Origin of the sequence: Dechloromonas sp. TW-R-39-2 (assembly GCF_016864195.1) — a bacterium.
GTDB lineage: Bacteria > Pseudomonadota > Gammaproteobacteria > Burkholderiales > Rhodocyclaceae > Azonexus.
On the sequence record NZ_CP045202.1, the window covers coordinates 1898140 to 1911469 of the forward strand.

The 13330-nt window shown below is 58.5% G+C and carries 24 protein-coding genes and 1 tRNA gene; 5 read left to right on the forward strand and 20 right to left on the reverse strand.

What is annotated here, in order from left to right; translation table 11 throughout:
- Positions 1-51: 51 nt before the first annotated feature.
- A complete protein-coding gene (locus GBK02_RS08955; protein ID WP_203466339.1) occupies positions 52-459 on the reverse strand; it encodes an OsmC family protein in 408 nt (135 codons plus the stop codon).
- 10 nt (positions 460-469) lie between these two features.
- Between GBK02_RS08955 and GBK02_RS08960 the strand changes: the two genes are divergently transcribed.
- A complete protein-coding gene (locus tag GBK02_RS08960) occupies positions 470-997 on the forward strand; it encodes a class I SAM-dependent methyltransferase (protein WP_371810485.1) in 528 nt (175 codons plus the stop codon).
- Here the strand turns inward: GBK02_RS08960 and mnmH are convergent.
- Together mnmH and GBK02_RS08970 are read right to left on the reverse strand one after the other, a co-directional pair.
- Positions 970-2031 (reverse strand): tRNA 2-selenouridine(34) synthase MnmH, encoded by a 1062-nt coding sequence (gene mnmH / locus GBK02_RS08965; RefSeq protein ID WP_203466341.1) that lies wholly within the window; start codon positions 2029-2031, stop codon positions 970-972. The two genes, GBK02_RS08960 and mnmH, sit on opposite strands and share 28 nt — an antisense overlap.
- 4 nt (positions 2032-2035) lie before the next feature.
- Positions 2036-2638, reverse strand: a complete 603-nt coding sequence (locus GBK02_RS08970) for an arylesterase (RefSeq protein WP_203466342.1) — start codon at positions 2636-2638, stop codon at positions 2036-2038.
- Here GBK02_RS08970 and GBK02_RS08975 point away from each other — a divergent pair.
- Positions 2637-3311, forward strand: coding sequence for an ABC transporter ATP-binding protein (locus GBK02_RS08975; protein ID WP_203466343.1), 675 nt, complete (start codon positions 2637-2639; stop codon positions 3309-3311). The genes GBK02_RS08970 and GBK02_RS08975 overlap by 2 nt on opposite strands.
- Here the strand turns inward: GBK02_RS08975 and GBK02_RS08980 are convergent.
- Entirely contained in the window at positions 3300-3872 is a 573-nt protein-coding gene (locus GBK02_RS08980) for a DUF2242 domain-containing protein (RefSeq protein WP_203466344.1), read from the reverse strand. The genes GBK02_RS08975 and GBK02_RS08980 overlap by 12 nt on opposite strands.
- 55 nt (positions 3873-3927) lie before the next feature.
- Entirely contained in the window at positions 3928-4140 is a 213-nt protein-coding gene (locus tag GBK02_RS08985) for a hypothetical protein (RefSeq protein WP_203466345.1), read from the reverse strand.
- Between the two features lie 165 nt (positions 4141-4305).
- On the opposite strand from GBK02_RS08985, the gene GBK02_RS08990 reads away from it, so the two are divergent.
- Positions 4306-4470, forward strand: a complete 165-nt coding sequence (locus tag GBK02_RS08990; protein WP_203466346.1) for a hypothetical protein — start codon at positions 4306-4308, stop codon at positions 4468-4470.
- A 24-nt stretch (positions 4471-4494) separates the two neighbouring features.
- On the opposite strand, the gene hpnE is transcribed toward GBK02_RS08990, so the two are convergent.
- From hpnE to hpnC, 3 genes are read right to left on the reverse strand one after another with little or no spacing between them, the layout of a single operon-like run.
- Positions 4495-5727, reverse strand: coding sequence for a hydroxysqualene dehydroxylase HpnE (gene hpnE / locus GBK02_RS08995; RefSeq protein ID WP_203466347.1), 1233 nt, complete (start codon positions 5725-5727; stop codon positions 4495-4497).
- A 7-nt stretch (positions 5728-5734) separates the two neighbouring features.
- A complete protein-coding gene (gene hpnD, locus GBK02_RS09000) occupies positions 5735-6568 on the reverse strand; it encodes a presqualene diphosphate synthase HpnD (protein ID WP_203466348.1) in 834 nt (277 codons plus the stop codon).
- A 4-nt stretch (positions 6569-6572) separates the two neighbouring features.
- Positions 6573-7382: a squalene synthase HpnC gene (hpnC, locus tag GBK02_RS09005; RefSeq protein WP_203466349.1), complete on the reverse strand. Its 810-nt coding sequence runs from the start codon at positions 7380-7382 to the stop codon at positions 6573-6575.
- 53 nt (positions 7383-7435) lie between these two features.
- Here hpnC and GBK02_RS09010 point away from each other — a divergent pair.
- Both GBK02_RS09010 and GBK02_RS09015 read left to right on the forward strand, forming a co-directional pair.
- A tRNA-Leu gene (locus GBK02_RS09010) sits at positions 7436-7520 on the forward strand.
- A 138-nt stretch (positions 7521-7658) separates the two neighbouring features.
- A complete protein-coding gene (locus tag GBK02_RS09015) occupies positions 7659-8657 on the forward strand; it encodes a site-specific integrase (protein ID WP_203466350.1) in 999 nt (332 codons plus the stop codon).
- A gap of 29 nt (positions 8658-8686) precedes the next feature.
- Here GBK02_RS09015 and GBK02_RS09020 read toward each other — a convergent pair whose 3' ends face one another.
- From GBK02_RS09020 to GBK02_RS09075, 12 genes are all read right to left on the reverse strand, one after another.
- A complete protein-coding gene (locus GBK02_RS09020; RefSeq protein WP_203466351.1) occupies positions 8687-8986 on the reverse strand; it encodes a hypothetical protein in 300 nt (99 codons plus the stop codon).
- Positions 8987-9059: 73 nt separating this feature from the next.
- Positions 9060-9344, reverse strand: coding sequence for a hypothetical protein (locus tag GBK02_RS09025; RefSeq protein ID WP_203466352.1), 285 nt, complete (start codon positions 9342-9344; stop codon positions 9060-9062).
- 72 nt (positions 9345-9416) lie between these two features.
- Positions 9417-9599: a hypothetical protein gene (locus tag GBK02_RS09030; RefSeq protein ID WP_203466353.1), complete on the reverse strand. Its 183-nt coding sequence runs from the start codon at positions 9597-9599 to the stop codon at positions 9417-9419.
- The gene (locus GBK02_RS09035) at positions 9599-9841 is read right to left on the reverse strand and encodes a hypothetical protein (protein WP_203466354.1); all 243 of its coding nucleotides are present in this window, start codon (positions 9839-9841) and stop codon (positions 9599-9601) included. Before GBK02_RS09035 ends, GBK02_RS09030 begins: the two co-directional genes overlap by 1 nt.
- Positions 9842-9928: 87 nt before the next feature.
- Entirely contained in the window at positions 9929-10138 is a 210-nt protein-coding gene (locus GBK02_RS09040; RefSeq protein ID WP_203466355.1) for a hypothetical protein, read from the reverse strand.
- 75 nt (positions 10139-10213) lie between these two features.
- On the reverse strand, positions 10214-10567 hold the full coding sequence (locus GBK02_RS09045; RefSeq protein WP_203466356.1) for a hypothetical protein: 354 nt from the start codon (positions 10565-10567) through the stop codon (positions 10214-10216).
- 25 nt (positions 10568-10592) lie between these two features.
- Positions 10593-11297: a hypothetical protein gene (locus GBK02_RS09050; protein WP_203466357.1), complete on the reverse strand. Its 705-nt coding sequence runs from the start codon at positions 11295-11297 to the stop codon at positions 10593-10595.
- Between the two features lie 71 nt (positions 11298-11368).
- Positions 11369-11635 carry a hypothetical protein gene (locus GBK02_RS09055; protein ID WP_203466358.1) on the reverse strand — a complete coding sequence of 89 codons (267 nt, stop codon included), beginning with the start codon at positions 11633-11635 and terminating at the stop codon, positions 11369-11371.
- A gap of 41 nt (positions 11636-11676) precedes the next feature.
- Complete coding sequence (locus GBK02_RS09060) at positions 11677-11970, reverse strand: hypothetical protein (RefSeq protein ID WP_203466359.1); 294 nt, start codon at positions 11968-11970, stop codon at positions 11677-11679.
- Positions 11971-12074: 104 nt separating this feature from the next.
- The gene (locus tag GBK02_RS09065; protein WP_203466360.1) at positions 12075-12449 is read right to left on the reverse strand and encodes a four helix bundle protein; all 375 of its coding nucleotides are present in this window, start codon (positions 12447-12449) and stop codon (positions 12075-12077) included.
- Between the two features lie 17 nt (positions 12450-12466).
- Entirely contained in the window at positions 12467-12943 is a 477-nt protein-coding gene (locus GBK02_RS09070; RefSeq protein ID WP_203466361.1) for a DUF1566 domain-containing protein, read from the reverse strand.
- Between the two features lie 27 nt (positions 12944-12970).
- Positions 12971-13330 carry a DUF1566 domain-containing protein gene (locus tag GBK02_RS09075; protein ID WP_203466362.1) on the reverse strand — a complete coding sequence of 120 codons (360 nt, stop codon included), beginning with the start codon at positions 13328-13330 and terminating at the stop codon, positions 12971-12973.

The window sequence follows — 13330 nt, forward strand, 5'->3', positions numbered from 1 at the left end:
ATCCTAGCACAAATTGATGATTGAATCCATGTTTCACGTAGGGATAAAGGACTATTCGGCCAGCTTGCAAGGGAGCATGATCGAGCCGGAAAGCGCGCGGTGAACCGGACATTTGCCGGCAATCTCAAGTAAGCGCTGACGCTGTTCCTGGCTTAGCGGGCCATCGAGCTTGATTGTCCGGTTGATTTGATCGCGCTTGCTGCCGTCGATCTCGATTTTTTCATGGCTCAGTTCGACCTGGATACCGGTAAGCGGCAAATCCTTGCGCTCGGCGTACATGCGCAGGGTCATCGAGGTGCATGCGCCCAGACCGGACATCAGGAAATCGAACGGTGCCGGGCCTGCATCGGCGCCGCCCATGTCGGTCGGTTCGTCGGCAATCAGGCGGTGCTGGCCGGCACGCACTTCCTGCTGGTATCTTCCCAATCCATTTTCCGTTACGACGACCAAACCTGACATGACAGCCTCCGTGAATGAAATCTCCGAAATGATACGCCCCTCGCCGTGGGTTGAGCGCTTTGCCAGGCATATTCCGGTGAATGGCCGGGTGCTCGATCTGGCTTGTGGCAGCGGGCGACACAGCCGTTTCCTGGCGGCACTTGGGTATTCCGTTCTGGCTGTCGATCGCGATGCCGGTGCGCTGGCTGCTTTACGTGATGTGCCGGGCGTTGTCGTGCAGGAAATGAACCTTGAAGGGGAGGCCTGGCCGTTGGAGGGCCAGCGGTTTGACGGAATCGTGGTGACGAATTACCTGTGGCGCGCCCGTTTGAGTGATGTCATGGCACTGCTCGCACCGGGCGGCGTTCTGATTTACGACACTTTCATGCTCGGCAACGAGATTTATGGCAAACCATCGAATCCGGATTTCTTGCTTCAGCCGGGCGAATTGCGCCAACGGGTTGCCGACGCCGGTTTACGCGAATTGGCCTTTGCCGAAGGGTTGACCGCAGCGCCCAAGCCGGCAATGCGTCAGTCGGTTTGTGCCGTCTGCGACTGAGCGATCCGTTCTGCCAGAGATTGAATGCCGGCTGGCGAAAGGTCATCCGACGCAAAAACAGTCGGTTTGTCCAAGCCGCCGAAGTTGTGGTTTTGCGAGCGGCGGTAAAGCGGGTCGTAATGCTGTTCAAGCAATTGTTCAACCAATGGTTGCCAATCGCCGGCGCGCACCAGTTCATGCCAGCGGGTGAGTGTCTCCCGGCTTTGCAGGCCCTGGAGGACGTCGAGTCGCTGGACGAGCAAGTCGGGCAGCGTCAGGAAATAGTCGTAATCGACCAGCAGGAAGCGAACGCGGGCGGCCAGGCTGGCTTCGATGCTCAGGCATTGGCCGCCGCGGATGCCATCGATCACGGCTTGCGGCAAATGCAGGTTGCCGATTTTCCGGCTTTCGGCTTCAACATAAACCGGCCGGCTCTGATCTAGTTTTTGCAAGGCGAGGAGCAGGCTGGTTTCAAACCATTTCTGGCTGGGTTGCGGTTCGCCGGGCAACACACCGAGTACCGAACCTTTATGACTGGCCAGGCCTTCCAGGTCGAGAATTTGCTCACCCAGATGGCCAATGGCTTGCAGGATGCGCGTCTTGGCGCTGCCGGTCGGTCCGCAGATGACCTTGAAGCGGAAGGTGGCCGGCAGCTTTTCCAGTTCGGCGATAACGTGGCTGCGGTAGGTTTTGTAACCCCCTTCCAGTTGGCAGGCTTTCCAGCCGATGGCTCGGAAAATGGTGGTCATCGAGCCACTGCGATTGCCGCCGCGCCAGCAACAGATCAGGGGCTTCCAGTCTTTGGGCTTGTCGAGAAAGCGCTCGCGCAGATGCCGTCCGATGTTTTCGGCAACCAGCGCAGCCCCGATTTTCTTGGCCTCGAAAGGGGACACCTGCTTGTAGAGCGTGCCGACCTGGATGCGCTGTTCGTTATCCAGAACCGGGCAGTTGATGGCTCCGGGAATGTGGTCTTCGGCAAATTCGGCGGGCGAGCGCACATCGATGATTTCGTCGAATGCGGCCATTTCGGCAAGCGTGGTGCGGACAATGTTCATTCGGCTATTTTAACAAGGGGCGCAGGGTCGGCCAGAGATGATTCAGCAGCAGGGGTTGTGCTTCGGCGGTTGGGTGCAGGTTGTCGGCCTGGAAAAAGGTGCTTTGTGCAGCGACCGGCTCAAGCAGGAAAGGCAGCAGGGCTGTTTTTCGGCTTTGTGCCAGTTGATCGAAACTGTGCTGGAACTGCTGGGTATAGATGCCGTAATTCGGAGGCAGGCGCATGCCGATCAGCAAAATACGCGCTCCGGCCCGGCGTGAGGCATCAACCATCTTGCCCAGGTTGTCTTGCATCTGGCTGAGCGGCAGGCCGCGCAAACCATCGTTGGCCCCCAGCACAATGATCACCACGGCAGGTTTGTGCTGCTGGAGCGCCGGTGTTAGGCGGGAAAGTCCGCCGGCCGAGGTTTCGCCGGAAATTGACAGATTGACGACGCTATAATCGGAGGCTTGCTCGCTCAGGCGTTTGGCCAGCAGGGAAGGCCAGGCTTGTTCCGGTCGAATGCCATAGCCAGCCGACAGCGAGTCGCCCATGATGAGAATGTTTTTGGCGGCCATGGCCGGCAGGGCGGAGAACAGCAGGACGAACAGGAAAAGGGCAAGCCGCATGGAAAATGAACCAGTCGTTGAAGTCGTTGGGCTGGGCAAGACCGTCGATAACGGCGGTACGCCGCTGACCATTTTGCAGGATATTTCCTTTTCGGTCATGCCGGGCGAAACGGTGGCCATTGTCGGGGCTTCGGGGTCGGGCAAGTCGACTTTGCTGGGTTTGCTGGCCGGACTGGATGTGCCGACGTCGGGCGAGATCCGTCTCGACGGCCTGTCGCTGGCGGCACTCGATGAAGATGATCGGGCGATTCAGCGCGGCAAGTTGCTCGGTTTCGTTTTCCAGTCATTCCAGTTGTTGCCGGCCCTCAATGCGCTGGAAAATGTGATGTTGCCGCTTGAATTGGCCGGTTTGAAGACGTCGACCGCGACAGCGCGCGAATGGCTGGAAAAGGTGGGTCTGGCGCATCGCCTGAAGCATTACCCGAAACACTTGTCGGGCGGTGAGCAGCAGCGTGTCGCGCTGGCCCGCGCTTTTGCCCCTTCACCAAGGCTGGTGCTGGCCGATGAACCGACCGGCAATCTCGATGCGGCAACCGGCCAGCAAATCATCGAGCTGATGTTCGAACTGAACGCCCGTCAGGGCACAACCCTGATTCTGGTGACCCACGATGAGGCGATCGCCGCCCGCTGCACGCGGACGTTGCGTATTCAGGGCGGCGGCCTACTTCTCTGATTTTTCTGCTGCGGGAGGTTCGGCGATGTCGTCGAGCGACTCGATCAGGACAAACAGCCGCTGGTAGAACGCCGGGTCAGTCACGGTCTCTTCGCCGACCTTGACCAGCGTGCCCTTGTCCGTCGGCCAGGGCAGTGAAACCGAGCCGATGCCGGCTACGCTGAGGCCGGTGCTGGTGCCGCTCGATTTCAATTCGTAACGTGTTTGCAGCGCATTGGCGTAGATGGTCGCCCCCTTGCGGCTGCCCAGGCAGACGAGGCTGATCTTCAGTTGCAGCTGCTGATCCGCTTGCGGCTGAAAGAACTTGGCACCGCGTATCGTCTGCGCATTCATCGTTTCGACTTCATAGCCCTGGCTGAGCAGGGCGCGTTTGCCCTGTTCGCAAACGATGGTGTAAGGCTGGTCGCTGTGAAACTGGAAGGGCGATTCGGCATCGAACGACTCGGTGCGGTAAGCCACAGGTGGTTTCGACGAGCAGGCGGCAATCAGCAGGGCGAGACCGGTCAGGCCAAGGCGCGCGATGGGCAGGAACTGTTTTGTGCGGCGAACTTCAATCTTCATGGGCGCGGATATTAACGCATTGGCCGTGCGTTCGTTGATTGACCGATTACCCGCTCTAGTCGAACAGGCTGGGCTGAAGCGGCGCCAGATTTTCCTGTTTGACCGTCAGCCGCACCGCAACGCCCTGACGTCCGATCGCTTCGACGATCATCCGGCCACCGCAGGCTTCGGCCACAACGCGGACATTGCGGATGGTTTTGCTGCTTCGTCCGGCATAGCTGGCAACTGTTCCGGCATTCGGTAACCAGTGGGTCTTTCCTTTATTCATGCGCTTTCCCCCATGGTTGATAACGGTGCCAAGGTTAACCCAGCGCAGTTAAATATCCGAATACTGTACATTTATACAGTATTCGGATATTCTGCTTCCAACAGCAGTTTGCGCTGTCGAAAAACGCAATCTTCACCATCCGATTCATGGCTAGGAGCAAGCAAAATGAAAACATTGCAAAAATGGTTTGATCAGATCGCCGGTGTGGCCGAAGGCGAGCAGGAGCGTCTGGCTCGTGCCCGGGAGATTTTTTTCGACGAAATGGCGGATGTGTCGAATCTTGAAATACCGGCTTGCTGGCGTCGCCGCAGCCGTATCGGTCAGCGCTGATCCGATTCTGGCAGCCAGCGTTTTTCAGGCTTCGGCGTACCGACTCAATACCTGGTGGGCAGCGCGTAAGCCGCTGCGCACCGCACCTTCGAGGGTGGCCGGATATTCTGCCCAGGTGTAGTCGCCCGCCAGAAACAGCCGGGGATGCGAGCTTGCACAGGCCGGGCGCGTGATGCCCGGTCGGCATGAAAAAGTGGCACGCTTTTCTCGCACGACCCTGAACCCGCTGGCCGGCTCACCCAACCCCAGTTCGGACTGCAATTGCGCTGCGAGTGTCGCGTCATCGAGTTGCGTCCAGTCGCCTTGGCCGCTTTGTACGCAGGCGAACAGGCCATTGCCGCGGTCGACGACCCATTGGCCGTATTTTCCATTCAGGCTTTGCAGGGGAAAGGGGAGTTTCGTTTCTGGCCGGAATTGCAGGTAGACCGTGGCAATTGGCTCGTAATCGTAATGGGCATCCATCGCCGGCCAGAGGCGGGCAGCGTGTTGCGGTGCCGTGGCCAGGATGGCGGCGGAGAAATGTTCACCATCCAGCGTGATGCCGCTGCTGTCGGCCAGGATTGATTCGACGCGACAACCGGTACGCAGGCTGGCCCCCTGACTGCGTAACCAGTGTTCGGCCGGTTCGGGCAGGAGTTCGCCAAACGGTACGCGCGGCAGCAGCAAATCAGTATCGGCACGGCGTGAACTGCCCAGGCTGTCGCGTAACACATTGGCAAAAAGCTGGGCTGAAGCACGGTCGACCGTGGTATTCAGTGCGGCAAGGCAGAGTGGCGCCCAAAGGTGCTGGCGCAGGGCACCAGTTTGGCCGGCAGCATCGAGCCATTCGGCGACGGTTTGTTGCGCATCGACCCGAAAGCCTCGTTGCTTGATACCTTCCATCCATAGGGCGGTGCCCAGTTTTTCGCGCAGGCCGACGCCTTTTGCCGCGAATAGTCCCCAAGCCACATTGAGCGGTGCGGGGAGTTTTGGCAGTGCCATGCTGAAGCCGCGGTTATCCATGACTTGCAGCGGACGACGGTCGAACAGCTGGTCAGGATCGGCACCAACCCGGCGCATCAGGGCCAGGGTTTCGCTGTAGGCACCGAGCAGGATATGCTGGCCGTTGTCCAGTGTCCGGCCATCCAGCTGGGTCGACCTGGCCCGTCCGCCGAGGACGCGGCCAGCTTCAAATAGAACGGTTTGTGCGCCGCCGGTAGTCAGCTCGACAGCCGCAGCGAGGCCGGACCAGCCACCACCGATGACGGCGATTTTCATTGGCAGATCAGGCAAACATCCAGGTCTTGCAGGCAATCCAGATTTTACGAACCGGGGTCAGTGCGATGCGCTGGTGCAGTACCTGGAAATTCTCGGCCTTGATTTCATCGAGCAGGGTGCGGTAGATGGCTGCCATGATCAGGCCGGGGCGCTGGTTTTTGCGGTCGACGGCCGGTAACTGGGCAAATGCCTGGGCGTAGTATTTTTCGGCACGTTCGGTCTGGAACTTCATCAGGGCGACGAAGTTGTCCGAATATTTACCGTTGAGAATGTCGGCAGCCGGCACGTTGAATTGCTTGAGTTCATCCATCGGGATATAGATGCGGCCGCGCCGGGCATCTTCGCCGATGTCGCGAATAATGTTGGTGAGCTGGAAAGCCATGCCCAGGTCGTGGGCGTACTTTTGCGTCTGGCGATCTTCGAAGCCGAAGATCTCGGCCGCGAGCAGGCCAACCACGCTGGCAACCCGGTAGCAATAGAGCGACAGGCCCTTGAAGTCGAGATAGCGCGACTGCTGCAGGTCCATCTCCATGCCGTCGATGATTTCGAGCAACTGCTCTTTCGGCAGGTTGAACTGCTTGCTGACTTCTTTCAGTGCCAGGCCAACCGGGTGTTGCGGCTGGCCGTCGGCGACGCGTTCGACTTCCTGGCGCCACCAGGCCAGCTTGGTCGAGGCCAACGAAATGTCGTGACATTCATCGACCACATCGTCCACTTCGCGGCAGAAGGCGTACAGCGCCATGATGGCACGGCGACGCTCGACCGGCAGGAAGAGGAAGCTGTAATAGAAGGAGGAGCCGCTGGCGGCGCACTTTTCCTGGCAATATTGTTCTGGACTCATGGGGCTACATTCTAAAGGAACGGCCGGCAAGTACGACCCAGTCCCATTTGCCGAGCTTGGGCCGGCGGTTGAAAACATCGCCGCGCACCTGGCGCAGGCGTTCGAGAATACGCAGGCCGCCTTGAATCGTCAGGCGAATTTCCCAGCCAAGCCGGCCGGGCAGGGCATGAACCAGCGGCGCTCCGCGCAGCATCAGTGTCTGTGCCCGATCTATTTCAAAGTCCATCAATGCCGCCCAGTTGGCCGACCAGCGGCTGGCGGCGATATCGGCTTCGCTGACCTTAAAATGCGGAAAATCGGTTTGCGGAATGTAAACCCGGTCTTTTTTCCAGTCGACCGCGACATCCTGCCAGAAGTTGATCAGTTGCAAGGCGGTACAGATGCAGTCCGACTGCTCCAGATGTTCCGCTTCGGTCCGGCCAAAAAGATGCAGCACCAGGCGACCGACCGGGTTGGCCGAGCGGCGGCAGTAGTCGTGCAGTTCCGGATAGTCGGCGTAACGCTGTTTGACCACGTCCTGAGCGAAGGCATCGAGCAGGTCGCGAAACAGCTGGATCGGCAATCGATGGGCCTGAATGACGTCGGCCAGATCGGCAAACAAAGGCGTTTGCGGCGGGCTGCCCGATCCGATCCGGTCCAGTTCGCTGTGGTAGGCCTTGAGATCGGCCAGGCGTTGCCCGGCGGTGGCATCGCCTTCGTCGGCAATGTCGTCGGCGCTGCGGGCGAAACGGTAAATCACCTCGATCGGTCGACGCAGTTGCGGCGGCACGAGCAGGGAGGCAACGGGGAAGTTTTCGTAATGATCGACTGGCATGGGGCCGCAAGTATAGGGTGGAAGCCGATTGAGTGGTAGAATCCGCGCCGCCTGCCCAAGTGGCGAAATTGGTAGACGCACCAGATTTAGGTTCTGGCGCCGAAAGGTGTGGGGGTTCGAGTCCCTTCTTGGGCACCAAATAATGTTACTCCGTTAGTCGATGACAACAAAACCCGCGTCAATACGTGGGTTTTGTTTTTTGTGCGTTACGAATTTTGCTCATTTATCGATAGTTTTATACACTGCACTCCCCATTTTTTACGCACGGGATTACGCATGGCATCGATCAAGCCGCACAAGGATGGTTACCGCGCGCAGGTGTATGTTCAAGGCGTTCGTGATTCTGCTGTGTTCCGGACGAAGCGTGAGGCTTCGGCCTGGGCGGCAGCCCGTGAGGTGGAACTCCGGAGTGATGCAAAAAAATCTCCCGCCCAGAAGCTCACGTTGCTGGACATGATGAAGCGATACTCCGAGGAGGTGTCTCCCGGAAAAGAGAGCGGTGTTCGGGAGCAAAAACGGCTAAAGGCGATGGAGGATCTTTTGCCGGTGGATACTTTGCTGGTCGACATAGGGCCAGAGCATTTTGCTCAATGGAGGAATGTTCGGCTTAAAACAGTCAAGCCGGCAACGGTAATTCGTGAGTTCAAATTGGTGTCGGCGATGTTTGAGGTCGCTCGAAAAGAGTGGCGATGGATTTCTGTAAATCCAGTTTCAGACGTTGCCAGGCCGCCACCGCCACCGAATAGAGAGCGAGTTATTTCGTTAAGTGAGATCAGGGCTATGCTTCGTGCGCTTCATTACCGGCGCGGCCCTGTGCGAAGCGTTTCTCATGCTGTTGCCTGCACTATGCTTTTGGCGCTCCGAACTGGCGCAAGAGCAGGTGAACTATGCGGATTGACGTGGGATATGGTTTCTGCCGACTACATCACCGTTGGCGACAAGCCCGGCGGCAGAAAAACCGGCATTAGAAAGGTGGCGATGACGCGCCAGGCGATGCGCGTCATCGAGCAACTCAAGGGCTATGACCCGCTTTTTGTGGTAGGTCTTAAATCATCTACGCTTGATGCGAACTTCAGAAAGTACAGAGACAGAGTTGGGCTTTCTGGGTTCACATTCCATGACACTCGGCATACTGCGGCGACATGGATTGCTCAGAAAATTGATGTTCTTGATCTATGCAAGATGTTCGGGTGGTCAAACCCGAAGATGGCGATGGTTTACTACAACCCAACCGCGTCCGATATTGCTAAGCGGTTGGGTCGTAGGGCAGGGTAGCCTGATTTGATATACACCTTTTTAGGTGTCTATAAGGCGTTGGGCGTCAAAATCAGCGCTGGACCATCGGGGTATGTGCTCACGAGATCGCCGCTCTTGTTGCGGAATGCCGATATTCCGGTCGGAATCGGTTTCTTCGGTGCAGCAACAAACCACGGGCGTCCGCGCAAAATGCACTCGGTGTCATCAACTCGCTGCATTTCTTCCTGCACCCGTTTTCGGTACTCATCGGGCAGATTGTTCAGTTCCTGCCAGTTGTGCTCCTGTCCGCAGCCATCACAGCCACGCTCGCCATTGCCAAGGCAGAAATAGGTTTTGCTTTTGTCCATTTCATTAGTCCTTTCCGGGCGTCACGCCCAACTATTCAATCAACCGGACAGCCCTGACGGGCTTCCGGTTATCTCAGGCGTTCGGCGTCAATGCAGCCCTCGCCCGTTCTGCTCGTTTTCGGTATTCGTGTGTCGCGCTCCGGATGGCTCGCCAGTATTCGGACACGTCCGATTCGGCTTGCTCCAACTCAACCAGCGCGGCCGCGCATGCCTCAATGTCAGTTTCATCAACGACCTCGCCACGCTCAATTGCCGCGTGATGTCGGTTCATCGCTTTCAGCATGTTGTCGCAGCAGGTCGCAAGGTGGTCAGCATCAAACAACGCGCCATGCACAAGCCGTTTCTGTTCATCGGTCATTGCTTCTCTCCTTCGTAAATTGCCGCCGAACCCATCAATCAACCGGACAGCCCTGACGGGCTTCCGGTTATCTCAGGCGTTGGGCGTCTTGTTCATTGCTGCGGTCAACATGTCATCCAGCTCTTTTTTGTCGGCGGCTATCCCGTCTTCAATGCGCTGCGCCTCGGCAATCTTTCCGGCCGCTTCGTCGCGCAATTTCTTCGCCAGTTGCGCGCGCTCGTTCCACGAAAGCGGCCTCGGGTCATAGAGCGCCATTACTGCACCGCTTCCTGTTTCCATTTGCCAGCAAATTGCGGCTTCGCAATAAACGCCGCAGTGCCTTCAAGGCGAGCCACCGCGTCATCTTGTCCAACGGTGGCGCACATCATCACGCCAGCCACACTGCACAACTTCATCAGGGCATTGCCGGCGTCTTCAACGGTGTCCAATCCACAGGCGTTCAGGTAGTCCTGCACGTGCTTCTGTGCCAGCTTCTCGGCTTCTTGTTGCGTAACCATTTCAGTTCCTTTCTGGGCGTCAACCGCCCAACATTTCAGTCAACGCTGACCTTCGCGGCTACGCCGCTCGGCCCGTTACTGCCAGCGTTATGCGCCAAGCAAGCGCTCCCTGTTCGCGGACCGCAGCAGGTCCATGGCCTCCATGATCTTTCGGCAGGCGTACTGCGCCGGAGCCGCCTCGGCCTCTTCTTCCTCGTCCTCGAAATCGTCAATGTCGCTATCGGAAGTTGCCTCCAGCGCGTCGAATGCTTGCTGCAACAGGAGCAACGGCTTGGCGTTGTTGGTGTCGGTGTTCATGTTCTTCCTTTCAAAAATGCCGCATAACACGGCGGTCAAGCGGAGCGCCCTGACGGTCGCCCGCTTACCTCAGCGTTAGCCCCCGTCATGCCCGCCACGTTGCAAACACGTAACGGTTACGCCGTCCGGCGCTTCGATCACCAGCGAAGGCTGGAAGCCGTTGCGGTAGTCCTGCGCCTCAATGCGCATCGGCCAGCGCGGAAAATCGGTGTCGGCAAAATCCGGGTCCCAATTCGCCACCCCAATCATCCAGCTTCCGCTTTTGCCGGGGCAGTGCTGCCCAGTCACAACTACGCCCATGCCACTTTCCCTGTGCGCAACAAGGTATTCAATTGGCTCCCCGCTGGCACAGTTGTCGTAGTCGTCTTTCGTGTGCGCTATCTCGCCAAAGGTGTCGTCGCTATAGCCTTCAAATCGCAGTATTGGCATTTCGTTTTCTCCGTTAAAAATCGGGCTAACCCGTCGCTCCAGGCGACACGCCGCAAGCGGCGTCCGCCTGATCTAGTGCGTTATGCGCCTTCATCGCCAAGCGCATCAGTTCGTCCCTAAACTCAATCGGCGTGGCGTTCGCCTCTCTCTTGCCGAGGGTCGGCTTGTTCGCCTCTCTCTTGCCGAGGGTCGGCTTGTTTGCCTCTCTCTTGCCGAGGGTCGGCTTGTTTGCCGCCTTCCCCCGCTGGTCGTGAAACCCTATCTGGTGCGTGCCTTCTGGCCGCTCCCATCGCAATTCAAAAGGCGGGTTCGTGCCGTGGTAGTACAGCCATGTCGCCTTGTTCGCTCTGTGGCCGTAGGCGCTTTGCCAAACCTCGCATACCCATCCGCCATCGATGGTGCGCTGCCATCCAGTCGCCGCCGGTCGCGCCAGGCCATGCGTCGCCCATGCCTTCGTCTTCGCCGGGTGTTCGAGCACCCCGCCAAACCGCCGCACGCTTTTCAAGGCGGCGGCAAAGCATCCGCCGTCATTCCCTGGTCGGTTGTGCTCGCCGCCCCAACGGGCGTAGTTCACCACCGCCATTGCTCCCCACAGTTGGCACGGCGGGTGCGCTACCACTGGCAGCGGGCCATTGTAGCGCCGTGCGTCTCGGTGCTCCGGCCAGGCATCCACGTCGGGCAGGGCCGCATAGCATCCGTCCGGCTGCACAAACAGCGCGGCCAGGCGCATAACATTGCGGTCAAGCGGACGTGCCGCCGTCGTCGCTTCGCTCCTAGTCGTCACTCCGCTTACCTCCAGCGTTATACATTCGGGTCAAAATTGCACCCGTACAGCACAACCGTTTGCCGCCCGGCTTCAGTGCCGTCCGCGTTCTCTTTAATCCCGCCATCGTCATCGGCGGCAGGAATCCAGCGCGGCCCACTCACGCCAGAGATCGGCAGCATGGTGCAGCCGTCGCTTTCCCGTTGGTCATGGAACGACTCCTTGTCAATCACAATGGGCTTCCGTCCGTGGCCTGACTCAATCAAGCCAGTCAGCATTTTGTGCAGCTTATTTACCGTCACCATTTCAACCTCCATGTATAACTGTGCCGTCAACTCGGACGGCTTCAAGCTTCGCTTTCGCCGCCCGTTACGGCGGCGTTATGCACCTTGCGCCAGTCGCGGAACTCCAGCGTCCAATCTGCCGATTCTTCAGGCTCGGACCATTCTGGGCGTTTGCTGCTGTGGTAGGTTTGGCGCCAGACGGCGACGGTTTCCCCGATCCAAAGCAGCGTCAGCTTCGTTTCGTTCCAGTAGCTTCCGGACTCTTCGCGACCAATGATTGTGTCTCCAACTTCAATGCCAAGCGCCCGGCATTGGTCGGCAACCTCGCCACTATCACTTTCAATCAGTTCAATCATGGTTTCTCCTGTTGCATAACTGTGCCTTCAACGGCGACCGCCCGTACGGGCGTCGCGTTAAGGCGGCGGTCGACGCCAGCGGCACGACCAGATTGAATATTCGCTCAGTCATGGTGGCCTTGGCCTCCATGAAGCGGGCGAGAAGTGGACTTTCGCCACCCATTTGCCTGCTTTCCGATGCTGGTGCTTTTTTCGATGGCTTGGGCGTAAGCGCTCGGTGGAATGAGCCGTTTGTCCATCGCCAGACGAATCAGAAGCTCAGCAACCTGCAGCCGCTCCAGCAATTCCATCAGGTGCGGCTCTTTGTTTTTCGCCACATTGGCGCGAAACACGAGTACCGTGATTTCGATGCACTCGATAGAGATTTTTTCTCCGATCGTGCGCTTGTAGTCACGGTTCATGTTCTTGACCATGTCAGCCGACAGGCCAAGAAGATCGTAAGCCGCTTTGTAGATCGCCAGGGTAGTGTGGGTGGCCATGCTGATAAATGACTTAATTACTCAATGATCAATCTGCGGACGGCACGAGCGCGGAGATCGTGGCTCTTGTGGACGCCGCTCTGGTCGCCGTTGTAGAAGCCCTGAGACCAAGCCCAGCCGGACTCATGGGCTTCGCACGACCAGTAGGCGTGGTCCTCGAATTGATCCTTGAGGTTGGCGTAGAGCAGGGCTTGTTCGCGGCGCGTGGGCAGGCCTGCAGAAGCATCAAGGCTGCCGCGCTGCGCCGCCCATGCCATGGCCTTATCCCAGCTAATGTCATCAGCCTGCCCTGGGAGAAGCACAAGGTGGTAACTCGGCTCGCCGTCCTTGCCGATGATCAGCCCTGCGTAGTGCTCGCCTGGGCGTAGTTCGATGGTTGTTTCCGGGAAGTAAAACTCGACGGCCTTGCTGCCGGCCTGCGCCTCAAAAGTCGCGATCTTGGATGCCAGCGCATCGGCATCGGCCTTGATCGATTCAAGCGTGATGGGGGTCATTGCTAAGTCCTTTGAATGACTGAATGATTAAATGGGCAATCTGCGGACGGCACGAGCGCGGAGCTCGTTGGTCTTGTGGCCGTAGCCCTGGGGGCCGCGGCGGAAGCCCTGAAACCAAGCCCAGCCGGACTCGGTGTGGTGCGTCTCGTTGCTCCAGTACCAGTCTTTCTTGAACTGATCGCGATGGTTTGCCCAGAGCATGGCTTGCTCGATCCGGTTGGGCAGATCGCCGCCGATGCTCTTGGCCCATTCGAGCTGCGCTTCGAAGGTGGCATCATCGTTGTCGCCAGGCAGCAGAATGACGTGCTGCAGGTTGCCGGCTGCGTCGCCTATCGCGCCGACGTAGATTTCGCCTTCGGCAAGTTGTGGGAGTGTGATTTGTTGCAT